Here is a 13,771-nt window from a genome sequence, read left to right on the forward strand (position 1 = left end):
CCTTGTGTCCTCGAGTGCGAGGCGCGCCGAGGGGGCGCGCGGCGGTGAAGTGACGCAGGAAGGCGGCGCGTTATCCGGTCGGGCCGGCCGTCTGGGAAGGGGAGTCCGACGAGTCGCCCGCGGGGCTCGCGGTGTCCGTGGGCGGCGGTGCGGTCTCCGTGGCCCGGTTCGTGGGGGTCGCCGTGGCCGTGCCGGTGGCCGGCGGGTCGGAGGCCGGGGCGGTGGTCGTCGACGTCGCGGGCGGTACGGAGGTCTCCATGGTCCCGCCGGGATTCGGTGCCCCCGTGGTCGCGGTCGAACTGGGCGGCGGGCTGGGCGAGTCGTCCGGTGAGGGGGACGTGCTCGGGGTGGGCGCCGGGCTGACGACGGGCCGTGGGTGGGGCGCGCTGGGCCGGTCCGTGGCCGGTGTGTGCGGCCACAGGAACAGGCCGAGGCCGAGGCCGGCGACCGCCAGCACGGACCCGGCGGCCCGGCGCGCCGCCCGCACCCGGCGCCGGGTGCGCACGCCGGCGTACAGCCGGTCCTGGTGCCTGGCCTCGAAGGGGCTGTGTTCCTGGGTGCTGTGCATCAGCTGCGTCAGCTGCCGTTCGAAGTGATCCATGGCTTCTTTCCTCACCCCACCGGCTCGATGACGTCGGCCAGGAGCCGGCGCAGCCGGGCCACCCCGCGCGCGGCGTGGGACCGGGCCGTGCCCACCGGGCAGCCCAGGGTCTGAGCGACCTGCCGGTCGGGCAGGTCCTGGTAGTAGCGCAGGACGACGGCGGCCCGCTGCTGCGGCGTCAGCTGGGCGAGCGCCGCCTCCAGCCGGGAGCGCTCGGCGACGGTCGCGGACATGTCGCCGGCCGTCGCCACCTCGGGCAGCTCCTCGACCGGCCGCTCGCCCCACCAGCGCCGGCGGGCCGAGCGGGCCGCGGCCCGGGCCAGTACCTTGCGCACATACGCCTCCGGCGCCTCGTCGGCGACCTTCGGCCAGACGAACCAGAGCTTGACCAGGGACTCCTGCAACAGGTCCTCGGCGCGATGCCGGTCGCCTCCGGTGAGCAGACGTGCGAGATGGAGCAACACCGACCAGCGGGCCGTCACGAACGCGTCGTACTCACCTGCCCGAGCCTGCTCCATTCCCGCGGTCCCCGTTCTCGCCGACTGTCTCCACAGGGGGAAAGGCCCTGGGCTGCCTCCGGCGCTGCACCCGGCAGACGTGATCCGCGTCACGCACAGGGTTCACACAGCGTCAGCCGACGCGCAGCAGCAGCACGGCCCGCGCCGGCACCGTGATCTCCGTACCGGCCGGGTGGACCGTGCCCGGCGCCTCGGCCTGCTCCTCGCGCGAGGTGTCGACCACGACCTCGTACCGCTCCGCCCAGGGCGCGCCCGGCAGGACGAAGCCCGTGGGGCGGTCGCCCGCGTGCAGCACGGTGAGGAAGCTGTCGTCCAGGACCGGCGCGCCCCGCTCGTCCCGTCCCGGGATGTCCCGTCCGGACAGATACATGCCAAGCGTGGCGGCGGGTGCGTACCAGTCGCCCTCGGTCATCTCCTCGCCCCGGGAGGTGAACCAGGCCAGGTCCCGCAGTCCGTCCGCCGAGTGGGCGCGGCCGGAGAAGAAGGCGCGGCGGCGCAGTACGGGGTGCCGGTGGCGCAGGGCGATCAGCCGCGAGGCCAGGTCGAACAGGGGGCGCCAGGCCGGGTCGTCCAGCAGGGACCAGTCCAGCCAGCTGATCTCGTTGTCCTGGCAGTAGGCGTTGTTGTTGCCGCCCTGGGTGCGGCCGAGTTCGTCACCGGCGACCAGCATGGGCACACCCGTGGACAGCAGCAGGGTCGTCAGGAGGTTCCTGAGCTGCCGGCGCCGCAGTGCCCGTACCCGCTCGTCGTCCGTCTCCCCCTCCGCCCCGCCGTTCCAGGAGCGGTTGTCGTCCGTGCCGTCCCGGTTGTCCTCGCCGTTCGCCTCGTTGTGCTTGGTCTCGTACGACACCAGGTCGCGCAGGGTGAAACCGTCGTGTGCGGTGACGAAGTTGACCGAGGCGTAGGGGCGGCGGCCGCCCCAGGCGTACAGGTCGCTGGAGCCGGACAGGCGGTACCCCATCTCCCGTACGTCGGGCAGGGCGTGGCGCCAGAAGTCCCGCACGGCGTTGCGGTAGCGGTCGTTCCACTCCGTCCACAGCGGCGGGAAGGCGCCCACCTGGTAGCCGCCCGAGCCGATGTCCCACGGCTCGGCGATGAGCTTGACCCGGCGCAGCACGGGGTCCTGGGAGATGACCGCCAGAAAGGGCGACAGCATGTCGACGTCGTGCATCGAGCGGGCGAGGGCCGCCGCCAGGTCGAAGCGGAAGCCGTCCACGCCCATCTCCGTCACCCAGTAGCGCAGCGAGTCCGTGATCAGCCGCAGGACCTGGGGCTGGACCACGTGCAGGGTATTGCCGCAGCCGGTGTAGTCGGCGAACCGGCGGGCGTCGTCCTGGAGGCGGTAGTAGCCGCGGTTGTCGATGCCCTTCAGGGAGAGCGTGGGACCCAGCTCGCCCGCCTCGGCGGTGTGGTTGTAGACCACGTCGAGGACGACCTCGATGCCCGCCGCGTGCAGCGCGCGGACCATCCGCTTGAACTCGCCGACCTGCTGGCCCGTCGTACCGGAGGCCGCGTAGGCCGCGTGCGGGGCGAAGTAGCCGATGGAGTTGTAGCCCCAGTAGTTCTTCAGGCCGCGGCGCAGCAGATGGTCCTCATGGGCGAACTGGTGCACGGGGAGCAGCTCGACGGCCGTGACGCCCAGCTTCACCAGGTGCTCGATCGCGGCCGGGTGCGCCAGACCCGCGTACGTGCCGCGCAGTTCCTCGGGAACGCCGGGGTGCAGCTTGGTGAAGCCGCGCACGTGCAGCTCGTAGATGACCGAGTCCGCCCAGGGCGTCTTGGGGCGCCGGTCGTCGGCCCAGTCGTCGTCATCGTGGACCACGACGCCCTTGGGGACGTACGGCGCCGAGTCCCGGTCGTCGCGCACGGTGTCGGCGATGTGCTGCTCCGGCCAGTCCCGGACGTGCCCGTACAACTCGGGTGACAACCCAAAAACGGCGTACTCGCCGTCCACCGCCCGCGCGTACGGGTCCAGCAGCAGCTTGGCCGGGTTCCAGCGGGCGCCGGTCCACGGGTCCCAGCGGCCGTCGACGCGGTAGCCGTAGCGCTGCCCCGGCATCACGCCCGGGACGAAGCCGTGCCAGATCTCGTGCGTCAGTTCGGTCAGCGGGACCTGCGTCTCCCGGCCCCGCTCGTCGAACAGACACAGCCGGACCGCCTCCGCCCCGCCCGCCCACAGCGCGAAGTTGGTGCCCGCGACCCCGTCCGGGCCGACCCGGAACCGGGCCCCCAGCGGAGTCGGCGCACCCGGCCACGCGGGCGGGGCGGCCGGCAGGGCGCGACGGGCGCCGTCCACCACGGCCGCCGGGTGCCCGCTCTCGGCGGCCCGCCCCTCGGCCAGTGCCCGCTGCTCGGCTGCGCTCGTCACCTGGCGGCCCCTCTTTCAGTGGCTCGCCCCCGGGGCGCGGTCGGCCGCGCCGAAGGGCCGGGCGTGCCCGGGACCGGAAGGGTCCCGGGCACGCCCGGCCGCCCGGTACGGCTGCGCCCCGACGGCTCCGACGTGGGCTGGGGGTGCCCCCTCTGGGGGAGGCTCCCCGTCGTCCTCCCCACTGTTCTGCCCAGCCCTGGCGTCGCACTCACGTTTCCCCGGAGCGTGCCCGGTCGTTGAGTCCCACGTGAGGCACGTACAAGGGCGCGCACGGCGCGCGGGGGCCGCACTGGCCGCCGTACTGACATGGGCGGGTCTGCTGGCCGGCTGTACCTCGGGCAGCCCCGGCGGACTGGACATCGACCGGGTCCTCGGCAAACACCCGGGCCCCGAGGACGTCATCCGGGTCACCCCCGACGACGGTGGCACGGCCGTCAAACCCGGCGAGCGGCTGCGGGTACGGGTGCCCGACGGGCGCCTGGAGAAGGTGAAGGTCGTCAAGTCCCAGGACGCGCAGGACTCCCCGGTCCCCGGGCACGTCAGCGCCGACGGGCTCAGCTGGGAACCGGACGACAAACGGCTGGCGCTCGCCGCCAAGTACACCGTGGACGCGGTCGCGCTGGACGCCCAGGGCCGCCGCTCGGCCCGGCACACCACGTTCACCACACTCGTCCCCGCGGAGCGGTTCATCGGCTACGTCACCCCCGAGAACCGCTCCACCGTCGGCACCGGGATGATCGTCTCCCTCTCCTTCAGCCGGGAGATCACCCACCGCGCCGCCGTCGAACGGGCCGTACGGGTCACCGCGAAGCCGCCCGTGGAGATCCGCCCGCACTGGTTCGGGAACAACCGCCTGGACTTCCGCCCCGAGCGCTACTGGAAGCCCGGCACCGAGGTCACCGTCGACCTCGGCCTCAGGGACGTCGAAGGGGCGCCCGGCGCCTTCGGCCTGCAGGACAGGACGTTCACCTTCACCGTCGGCCGCAGCCAGGTCTCCCTGGTGGACGCGGCCGAGCACATGATGCAGGTGCGGCGCGACGGGCAGCTGCTGGCCACCGTGCCGATCACCGCGGGTGCCCCCAAGACCACCACCTACAACGGGAAGATGGTGGTGATGGAGATGCTCGAGGTCACCCGCATGAACAGCCGGACGGTCGGCTTCGGCGGCGAGTACGACATCCCCGACGTCCCGCACGCCATGAGACTCACCGACTCCGGCACCTTCCTGCACGGCAACTACTGGTCCCCGGACGCCCCCGGCCGGGTCAACGTGAGCCACGGCTGCGTCGGGCTGAGGGACGTCAAGGGCGGCGGTTCGGACACTCCGGCGGGCTGGTTCTTCGACCGCAGCCTGGTCGGAGACGTCATCGAGGTCGTCAACAGCAAGGACAAAACAGTCTCTCCCGACAATGGCCTCGGAGGGTGGAACATGGCCTGGAAGGAGTGGAAAGCGGGCAGCGCGGTCAAGTAACCCGATGAGGGGCGGGGTTGCGGGCGAGGCGGTCGGTTGAATTTGCGACGGAACGGTGACATTCACCTGACACCTCGCTCAAAACCCTGCGGTTAACATGCGCACACCAAGTGTGGTGGGGAGCGGGCTGACCTGGCCCGGCGAGGGGAGAGCAAGTGAACGTGCGGCCTGTTTCGGGGGCGTCGGTGGGGGGCCGGGGGAGAGGCCGTAAGGGGCTGGCGCTCATAGCCGGCGCCCTGCTCGTGACCCTCACCGCGTGCGGCGGCGGTGACTCGGGGTCCGGGTCCGGTTCCGGCGACGGAAAGGGCAAGGACCCCAGCACGCAGCAGGGCAAGCAGTCGACGGCCGCCGTCAGCATCTCGCCCAAGTCCGGTGCCACGGGAGTCGACACCAGCGGCGCACTGAAGGTGAACGTCAGCAAGGGCAAGCTGACCGAGGTCACCGTCAAGGACACCAAGGGCACGAAGGTCGACGGCGCCATCGCCGCCGGCGGCGCCTCGTGGACGCCGTCGACGCATCTGGCGGGCGGCACCAAGTACACGGTGCACGCGGTCGCCAAGGACTCCGAGGGCCGCGAGGCCGCCGAGGACTCCAGCTTCACGACGCTCACCCCGCAGAACACCTTCGTCGGCTACTTCACCCCCGAGGACGGCTCCACCGTCGGCGTGGGCATGCCGTTCTCGGTGCACTTCACCCGGGGCATCACCAACCCCGACGACGTCGAGAAGGCCATCAGGATCAAGACCGAGCCGGCCGTCGACGTCGAGGGCCACTGGTTTGGCAACGACCGCCTGGACTTCCGCCCCGAGAAGTACTGGAAGTCCGGCACGAAGGTCACCGTCGACCTCAACCTCGACGGCGTCGAGGGCCGCGACGGTGTCTACGGCAAGCAGCGCAAGACGGTGAAGTTCACCATCGGCCGCAACCAGGTCTCCGTCGTGGACGCCAAGAAGCACACGATGAAGGTCACCCAGGACGGCAAGGTCATCAGGACCATCCCGGTCACCACCGGCAAGTCCGGCTACGACACCTGGAACGGTCAGATGGTCATGAGCGAGAAGCTCGCCGTGACCCGGATGAACGGCGAGACCGTCGGCTACGGCGGCGAGTACGACATCAAGGACGTCCCGCACGCCATCCGCCTCACCAATTCCGGCACCTTCATCCACGGCAACTACTGGGGCGGCGGCGCCTTCGGCAACTACAACGCCAGCCACGGCTGCGTGGGCCTGCGTGACGTGCGCGGCGGCTACAGCAAGTCAGTGCCGGCGGCCTGGTTCTTCAACCACTCCATCATCGGCGACGTGGTCGTCGTCAAGAACTCCCACGACCGCACGGTGGACCCGGCCAACGGCCTCAACGGCTGGAACATGTCCTGGGCCGACTGGAAGAAGTGAGCCCTCTCTGACCTACGGGCCCGGTGCTGTGACCTACGGCACCGGGCCCGCTGCCATTGGTCCCCGTAGTCCCCGTGCTGTGCCTGCCTGGGGGCAACCCCCAGACCCCTGGCCGGGTGTGATCGACCGCACCGACCCAGTTGCCGTTAGTCCCCGTGCTGTGCCTGCCTGGGGGCAACCCCCAGACCCCTGGCCGGGTGTGATCGACCGCACCGACCCAGTTGCCGTTAGTCCCCGTGCTGTGCCTGCCTGGGGGCAACCCCCAGACCCCCGGCCGGGTGTGATCGACCGCACCGACCCAGTTGCCGTTAGTCCCCGTGCTGTGCCTGCCTGGGGGCAACCCCCAGACCCCTGGCCGGGTGTGATCGACCGCACCGACCCAGTTGCCGTTAGTCCCCGTTAACCTGCTGCGCATGACCGTGAATCTCGAAGTCGCCGAAGGTGTCGGAACGCTGCGGCTGGACCGGCCGCCGATGAACGCGCTGGATGTCGCCACGCAGGACCGGCTCAAGGAGCTCGCCGAGGAGGCCACGCGCCGCGAGGACGTGCGCGCCGTGGTGATCTACGGTGGCGAGCGGGTGTTCGCGGCGGGTGCGGACGTCAAGGAGATGCAGGCCATGGACCACACCGCGATGGTCCTGCGCGCCCGCGCCCTGCAGGACTCCTTCACCGCCGTGGCCCGCATCCCCAAGCCCGTCGTCGCGGCCGTCACCGGGTACGCGCTCGGCGGCGGCTGCGAGCTGGCCCTGTGCGCGGACTACCGCATCGCCGCCGACAACGCCAAGCTCGGCCAGCCGGAGATCCTGCTCGGTCTCGTCCCGGGCGCGGGCGGCACTCAGCGGCTGCCCCGCCTCATCGGCCCCTCCAAGGCCAAGGACCTGATCTTCACGGGCCGGATGGTGAAGGCCGACGAGGCCCTCGCGATCGGCCTGGTGGACCGGGTCGTCCCGGCCGCCGAGGTCTACGAGCAGGCGCACGCCTGGGCCGCCCGGCTGGCCCAGGGGCCGGCGATCGCGCTACGTGCGGCGAAGGAGTCGATCGACACCGGCCTGGAGACCGACATCGACACCGGGCTCGCCGTCGAGCGGAACTGGTTCGCGGGTCTGTTCGCCACCGAGGACCGCGAGCGGGGCATGCGCAGCTTCGTCGAGGAGGGGCCGGGCAAGGCGAAGTTCCTGTGAAGTTCACCGCTGAACTTCCCCGGTAGGACTTGCAGTTGACGCCTTGTCTGATCCGGGTCCCTCGATGGGGCGGTTTATGGGAGCCTTAAGACAGCCTTAAACCTGTCTCGTCGAGGGGGCCCGTCGATTGCCCGGAAGCGAGCCGTCGCCGCAGGTCGGATGGGCTGTTCCAAGATCGGAGATGCCCTCGGCATATGCCGTCAGGCCGGAGCGCGGCGGGGGCGTGCGGGGGGCGTATTCCTCCGGAACGGCCACGGAGACGGCTGCGGACGGCCATCATGGGGGCATGGCGGGGCTGGAGGGCATCGAACAGCCGCGGGGACACAGCCGTGCGGCCGCGGCGCGCTGGTCGCCCGCGGTGGAGGACGAGCAGGCGCTCAAGGCGCTCGAACTGTTCGGCAACCCGACGGAGGCGGAGGTGCCGCTGCCGTCCCGCCCGGAGTCCGCGGCCACGGCGCGCCGGCTGGCCCAGGTCGTCGTACTGCGGCAGTGGGGGCTGCCCCCCAAGATGACCGAGGACGCGGTCTTACTCGTCTCCGAACTCGTCGGCAACGCCGTACGGCACACCGGGGCCCGGGTCTTCGGCCTCCGGATGCGGCGCCGCCGCGGCTGGATCCGCGTCGAGGTCCGCGATCCCTCGCGCGGCCTGCCCTGTCTGATGCCGGTTCAGGAACTGGACGTCAGCGGCCGCGGCCTGTTCCTGGTGGACAAGCTGTCCGACCGCTGGGGCGTCGACCTCCTGCCGCGCGGCAAGACCACCTGGTTCGAGATGCGGGTCGCCGACCGCTAGGCCCTGTGGATGAATCCTCCGTCACGCCCTCTTGGCGTGCCGATGATGTGACTGTCAGTCACCAGGATGGCCCGCGTCCGTCGCTCCCCGCCACCGACGGCCGCCGGGTCTGACCCTCCACGGGGTCGGGCGCGCCCGTGTGCGCGGGATCCGGTGGTGACTGCGACCCGAAATCGTCCCTCGATTGGCGCAATCGGCCGTTTTCTTACCCAACGCCCCTTAAATGGTGCGGGTGACCACGACCAACCGACGCGGGGTGCTGCGCGCGGGTGCCGGGCTCGTCACCGGGGGCGCGTTCGCCGCCGGTTGCGGCGCAGGCCAGGACGCCGGGCCCGGCACCGCGACCGCCGCGCACCCCGGGTCCGCCCCACCCGCCCACGCGTCCGGCCGTCCCGCGACCACGTCGCACGCCGCCCCCGCCCCCCGCGCCTACGCCGGCCTGCCCTCCCAGATCACGCACGGCCCGCGCACCCGCCCCCAGGTCGCCCTCACCTTCCACGGTCAGGGCGACCCCGACATCGCCGAGTCGTTGCTCAGCACGGCCGAGCAGCACGGCGCCGGGCTGACCGTGCTCGCCGTCGGCACCTGGCTGGACCAACACCCGGGCCTGGCCCGCCGCATCCTCGACGGCGGCCACGACCTCGGCAACCACACCCAGCGGCACATCTCCATCAACGCCATGGCCGAGGCGGAGGCCCGCAAGGAGATCACCGACTGCGCGGACCGGCTGAAGCGGCTCACCGGGTCGATCGGCACCTGGTTCCGGCCCTCCCGCTCCCCGACGGCCTCCCCTCTGGTCACCAGGCTCGCCCGTACCGCGGGCTACCCGCACGTGCTGTCCTACGACGTCGACTCGCTCGACTACACCCGACCCGGCGCCGACGCCGTCACCCGCAAGGTTCTCGCCGAAGTACGCAACGGATCGGTGGTGAGCCTGCACTTCGGGTATCCGGACACGGTCGCCGCCCTCCCCGCCGTCCTCCACGAACTCGACCGCCGCCACCTGCGCGCGGTCACCACCACGGAGCTGCTGAGCTGATGCGAACCACGAAAGCCGCCCGCCTCCTGGCCGCCGGAGCCGCCCTCACCGCCCTGGCGCTGCTGTCCGCGTGCAGCGGTGGCGCCCAGCACAAGGAGAGCGAGGCCCTCGGCAGCAAGGCGCCTGCCCGGCCGCAGGTGAACAAGCAGCAGGTGGACGGGTTGCCCGGGATGCCCCCGGTGCTGGACCCGACCGACGTCTACGCGGCCGACCGCCCCAACCAACTCTCCCCGGCCGTACGGGACTTCCCGTCCCGGGTGTACGTCCCCAACACCAACTCCGACACCGTCACGGTCATCGACCCGCAGACCTACCGGATCCTCGAGACCATCCCGGTCGGCCGGCAGCCCCAGCACGTGGTGCCGTCCTGGGACCTGAAGACCCTCTGGGTCAACAACGACCTCGGCAACAGCCTCACCCCCATCGACCCGAGGACCGGGAAGGCCGGCCGGCCGGTCGCCGTGCACGACCCGTACAACCTGTACTTCACGCCCGACGGCAAGTACGCGATCGTCATGGCCTCCATGGACCGGCAGCTCGTCTTCCGCGACGCACACAGCATGAAGGTCGTGAAGGCCGTCCCGGTCAGCTGCTACGGCGTCAACCACGCCGACTTCTCCCTCGACGGCCGCTACTTCATCGTCTCCTGCGAGTTCAACGGCGAACTGCTCAAGGTCGACACCGCGCGGATGGAGGTCGTCGCCCAGCAGAAGCTGCCGTTGCACGGCGCGATGCCGCAGGACGTCAAGGTCTCCCCGGACGGCAAGCTGTTCTACATCGCCGACATGGTGGCCAACGGCCTGTGGATCGTGAAAGGGGACGCCTTCGACAAGCCGGAGTTCCTCGCGACCGGCAAGGGCGCCCACGGGCTGTACATCAGCCGGGACTCCCGGGAGATGTACGTCTCCAACCGCGGCGAGGGCACCATCTCCGTCTTCGACTTCACCGAGAACCGGCTCACCAAGAAGTGGCACCTGCCCGGCGGCGGCAGCCCCGACATGGGCGGGGTCTCCTCCGACGGCAAGGTGCTGTGGCTCTCCGGCCGCTACAACTCCGAGGTGTACGCCATCGACACGCGCACCGGCACCGAACTGGCCCGCATCAGGGTCGGCAGCGGCCCGCACGGCCTCGCCGTCTACCCGCAGCCGGGCCGCTACTCACTGGGGCACACCGGTATCTTCCGCTGAAGCAGCACCTCCGAGCCCACCGGACGGTACCCGGCCGCCTGGAACGCCCGCATGCTGCGGGCGTTCCCCGCCGACACCTGGGCCCACACCGGCTCGTCGGCCAGCTGCCGCGCCGCCGTCACCAGGGCCCGGCCAAGACCCCGGTGCCGTACCGCGTCGTCCACCTCGACCGCCGCCTCCAGCCGGCCCGCCACCCCGCGCCCCAGCACCAGCACCCCGCCGTCGGCGGCCCACACCCGGACGTCGTCGCGCCGCCGGCGCGAGCTGACCACGCGCGGGTGGGACGGGTCGGCGATCTCCCGCAGCGCGAGCGCCGGACGGCCCGGCAGCGGGGACCCGACGACCATCACGTCGATCGTGTCCGTACGGCGCCCCGTGCGGTCCATCAGCGCGGTCAGGAAGCGCGCGTTCATCGTGGCGGCGAGCGCGTCGCACTCCTCGGTGACCGCGCGCAGCGTCTCGTGCACCCAGTCCGGATCCTCGTCGGTGAACACGACCGAGTGGGCGGTGAAGGCCAGGACGCCGGCGTCCCGGGGTGAGGGCTGGGGAACGACCGTCGTGCCGCCGTCCGCCGGCGGGAAGACGCCCTGCGCCGCCGCGTCCAGTATGTCCCGCAAGGTCTCCAAGACCGTGCTCCTTGAGTCTCTACTTACTGGAAGGCCCAGACTCGCAGACGTGATCGACAACGGCACCGGACTTTTCACCATCGTCGAGCCGGCCCGGGCCACCGGCAGCCCGCGCCCCCGCACGCCGAGGACTTCACCCGGGTGGTCGCCGCACTCCGTGCTCGCGCGGGCCGTTAATCTGACCAGCGACAGTACGCCGACACGGCATGAGAAACACGAACAAAAGGGGCGGACCGGTGGCCGACATCGAGGAAGCACGCAAGCAGTTCCAGCGGATCGACGCGGACGGTGACGGTGTCATCACCGCTGCCGAGTTCAAGCACGCCCTGGCGCAGGGGGGCGACTGGAACGTCACCGAGGCGGTCGCCGAGGCCGTTATCAAGACCCGCGACCTCAACGGCGACAAGGTCCTGTCGTTCGACGAGTTCTGGGCCTACCTGAGCAAGTGACCCACCCGAAGGGGGTGCCCGTCCCGTGCGGAGGGCACCCCCTTCGTCACGCGGTGCGCCGCCGGCGGATCCGGCCCCTGTGCGTCCCGGCGGCCCGCCTACGCCACCCCACGCCGGTACTGCCCCGGCGCCACCCCGTACTCCCGCTTGAACGCCTTGGCGAAGGCGAACTCCGAGGTGTAGCCGGTGCGGGCGGCCACCTGGCGCAGGGACAGGTCGTCGTGGCGCAGCAGCCGTCCGGCGATCGTCATGCGCCACCAGGTCAGATATGTCAGAGGCGGCTCGCCCACCAGTGCGGTGAAGCGGCGGGCGAAGGCCGCGCGGGACAGGCCGCCGGTCGCGGCGAGCTGCGCCACCGTCCAGGCCTGCGCCGGGTCGCCGTGGAGCGCGCGCAGCGCCGCCGCGACCGCCGGGTCGGCCAGCGCGGCCGACCAGCCCCGTGCCCGCCCGGCCGCGCGCTCGCTCTCCCACCAGGCCCGCAGGATGTACAGCAGCAGGGTGTCCAGCAGCGAGGTGACGATCGCGTCCGTGCCCGGCCGCAGTTCCTCCAGCTCCATCCCGAGCAGCTCCACCGCCGCCCGCAGCGAGCGGTGGCTGCCGACACGGGCGGGCAGGTGCACGACCTGAGGCAGTTCGGCCAGCAGCCGGTGGGCGCGGTCGCGGTCGAGCCGGTAGGTGCCGCACAGGGTGACCGTGTCCGGGCAGCAGCCCTCCCGCGGCTCGCCCGGCGGCGGGCCGCTCCAGGTGCCGTCCGGCAGCAGCCGTACCTCCTGCAGGGGTACGTCCAAGCCGCTGGCCAGCGCGTGCCCCTGGCCGTGCGCGAGGAAGACCACGTCCCCTGGGGCCAGCGCCACCGGCTCGCCGCCGTCCGGGATCAGCCAGGCCGAGCCGCGCAGCACCACATGGAAGCCGGCCTCGTCGGCGGCGCCGAAGTGCAGGCCCCAGGGCGCGTACTTGTACCGCCGCGCGGAGTGCGGGCGGCCGGTACGCATGGCGGCGACGACGTCGCTGAGCACGTCCATGGGGCCACCGTAGCCCGGGAGTTCGCCGGAAAAGACGTACGGACATGAAAACGAGACCGGAGGACATGGAGCGTATCCCGCACGGGACCTAGCGTCGACGGCATGACAACTTCCGCACGCACAGTGCTCTTTCACGAACTCGGCGGCCCCGACGTGCTCACGGTCGAGGAGGTCGAGCTGCCGGATCCCGGGCCGGGCGAGGTGCTGGTGAAGGTCGAGGCGCTCGGCCTCAACCGCGCCGAGGCGCTCTTCCGCGCGGGCACCTACTACTACCGGCCGACCCTGCCCGCCTCCCGCAACGGCTACGAGGCGGCGGGCGAGGTGGAGGCGGTCGGCGAGGGAGTCACCGCCTTCGCACCGGGCGACCCGGTCCTCTCGGCCGCCAACTTCGAACTCAGTGCCCACGGCGTCTACGGCGACCGGGTGGTCCTTCCGGAGAGCGCGCTCTTCCCGCGCCCCGCGGGGGTCGACGCCGTGACGGGCGCGGCCGCCTGGGTGACGTACACGACGGCGTACGGCGCGCTGGTGGAGCGGGCCGGCCTGGTCCCGGGACATCAGGTGCTGATCACCGGCGCGTCCAGCGGGGTCGGCACCGCGGCGATCCAGGTCGTCCGCCGGGCGGGAGCCGTCCCGATCGTCACCACCCGCACCGAGGCCAAGCGCCGGCAACTGCTCGACCTCGGCGCGGAGCACGTGATCGTCAGTGCCGGCGAGGACGTGGTCAAGGAAGCCAGGCGGCTGACCGGCGGGCGGGGTGCGGACATCGTCCTCGACGCGATCGGTGGCGCCGGTTTCGCGGAGCTGGGCGGCGCGGTCGTCCAGGACGGGACCCTGGTCTCCTACGGCTGGCTGGACGAGCGGCCCATCCTGCTGCCCCGGCAGTGGCCGCTCACCGTCCACGGCTACGCCAACAGCGCCCTCACCGGCACCGCCGAAGGCCGCCACCGCGCCGCCCACTACCTCGCCTCCGGCCTTGCCGACGGCACCCTCCGCCCGGTCGTCGGCGAGGTCTTCGACGGCCTCGGGCGGATGCGGGACGCCCACCGCCTGATGGAGTCCAACCGGCACACGGGCAAGATCGTCGTACGGGTCTGAGGACGTTCCGCGAGCGGTCGTCCGCGT

General features: G+C 71.9%; 13 protein-coding genes. 8 read left to right on the plus strand and 5 right to left on the minus strand.

Annotation, left to right across the window (positions count from 1 at the left end; all coding sequences use genetic code 11):
* Window positions 1–70 precede the first annotated feature (70 nt).
* From ACWC5O_RS26525 to glgX, 3 genes are all read right to left on the minus strand, one after another.
* Window positions 71–601 carry a hypothetical protein gene (locus tag ACWC5O_RS26525; protein WP_450592309.1) on the minus strand — a complete coding sequence of 177 codons (531 nt, stop codon included), beginning with the start codon at window positions 599–601 and terminating at the stop codon, window positions 71–73.
* A gap of 11 nt (window positions 602–612) precedes the next feature.
* On the minus strand, window positions 613–1,119 hold the full coding sequence (locus ACWC5O_RS26530; protein WP_450592307.1) for a SigE family RNA polymerase sigma factor: 507 nt from the start codon (window positions 1,117–1,119) through the stop codon (window positions 613–615).
* Window positions 1,120–1,231: 112 nt separating this feature from the next.
* On the minus strand, window positions 1,232–3,487 hold the full coding sequence (gene glgX, locus ACWC5O_RS26535) for a glycogen debranching protein GlgX (RefSeq protein WP_450592306.1): 2,256 nt from the start codon (window positions 3,485–3,487) through the stop codon (window positions 1,232–1,234).
* Window positions 3,488–3,734: 247 nt separating this feature from the next.
* Here glgX and ACWC5O_RS26540 point away from each other — a divergent pair, with 247 nt between their 5' ends.
* The 6 genes from ACWC5O_RS26540 to ACWC5O_RS26565 all read left to right on the plus strand — a co-directional run bounded on the left by ACWC5O_RS26540 (window position 3,735) and on the right by ACWC5O_RS26565 (window position 10,552).
* Window positions 3,735–4,958: a L,D-transpeptidase gene (locus ACWC5O_RS26540; RefSeq protein ID WP_450590506.1), complete on the plus strand. Its 1,224-nt coding sequence runs from the start codon at window positions 3,735–3,737 to the stop codon at window positions 4,956–4,958.
* Window positions 4,959–5,113: 155 nt separating this feature from the next.
* Window positions 5,114–6,355 (plus strand): L,D-transpeptidase, encoded by a 1,242-nt coding sequence (locus tag ACWC5O_RS26545; RefSeq protein ID WP_450590505.1) that lies wholly within the window; start codon window positions 5,114–5,116, stop codon window positions 6,353–6,355.
* A 413-nt stretch (window positions 6,356–6,768) separates the two neighbouring features.
* On the plus strand, window positions 6,769–7,536 hold the full coding sequence (locus tag ACWC5O_RS26550; protein ID WP_450590504.1) for an enoyl-CoA hydratase/isomerase family protein: 768 nt from the start codon (window positions 6,769–6,771) through the stop codon (window positions 7,534–7,536).
* Window positions 7,537–7,822: 286 nt separating this feature from the next.
* A complete protein-coding gene (locus ACWC5O_RS26555; protein WP_450590503.1) occupies window positions 7,823–8,326 on the plus strand; it encodes an ATP-binding protein in 504 nt (167 codons plus the stop codon).
* 223 nt (window positions 8,327–8,549) lie between these two features.
* Window positions 8,550–9,365 carry a polysaccharide deacetylase family protein gene (locus ACWC5O_RS26560; protein WP_450590502.1) on the plus strand — a complete coding sequence of 272 codons (816 nt, stop codon included), beginning with the start codon at window positions 8,550–8,552 and terminating at the stop codon, window positions 9,363–9,365.
* Window positions 9,365–10,552, plus strand: a complete 1,188-nt coding sequence (locus ACWC5O_RS26565) for a YVTN family beta-propeller repeat protein (RefSeq protein WP_450590501.1) — start codon at window positions 9,365–9,367, stop codon at window positions 10,550–10,552. Before ACWC5O_RS26560 ends, ACWC5O_RS26565 begins: the two co-directional genes overlap by 1 nt.
* Here the strand turns inward: ACWC5O_RS26565 and ACWC5O_RS26570 are convergent.
* Window positions 10,519–11,178: a GNAT family N-acetyltransferase gene (locus ACWC5O_RS26570; RefSeq protein ID WP_450590500.1), complete on the minus strand. Its 660-nt coding sequence runs from the start codon at window positions 11,176–11,178 to the stop codon at window positions 10,519–10,521. The two genes, ACWC5O_RS26565 and ACWC5O_RS26570, sit on opposite strands and share 34 nt — an antisense overlap.
* 236 nt (window positions 11,179–11,414) lie before the next feature.
* Between ACWC5O_RS26570 and ACWC5O_RS26575 the strand changes: the two genes are divergently transcribed.
* Window positions 11,415–11,627: an EF-hand domain-containing protein gene (locus ACWC5O_RS26575; RefSeq protein WP_450590510.1), complete on the plus strand. Its 213-nt coding sequence runs from the start codon at window positions 11,415–11,417 to the stop codon at window positions 11,625–11,627.
* A 98-nt stretch (window positions 11,628–11,725) separates the two neighbouring features.
* On the opposite strand, the gene ACWC5O_RS26580 is transcribed toward ACWC5O_RS26575, so the two are convergent.
* Complete coding sequence (locus ACWC5O_RS26580; protein WP_450590499.1) at window positions 11,726–12,649, minus strand: AraC family transcriptional regulator; 924 nt, start codon at window positions 12,647–12,649, stop codon at window positions 11,726–11,728.
* A gap of 102 nt (window positions 12,650–12,751) precedes the next feature.
* Here ACWC5O_RS26580 and ACWC5O_RS26585 point away from each other — a divergent pair, with 102 nt between their 5' ends.
* The gene (locus ACWC5O_RS26585) at window positions 12,752–13,744 is read left to right on the plus strand and encodes a zinc-dependent alcohol dehydrogenase family protein (RefSeq protein ID WP_450590498.1); all 993 of its coding nucleotides are present in this window, start codon (window positions 12,752–12,754) and stop codon (window positions 13,742–13,744) included.
* Window positions 13,745–13,771 lie beyond the last annotated feature (27 nt).

It is taken from the genome of Streptomyces sp. NPDC001450 (genome assembly GCF_053597295.1).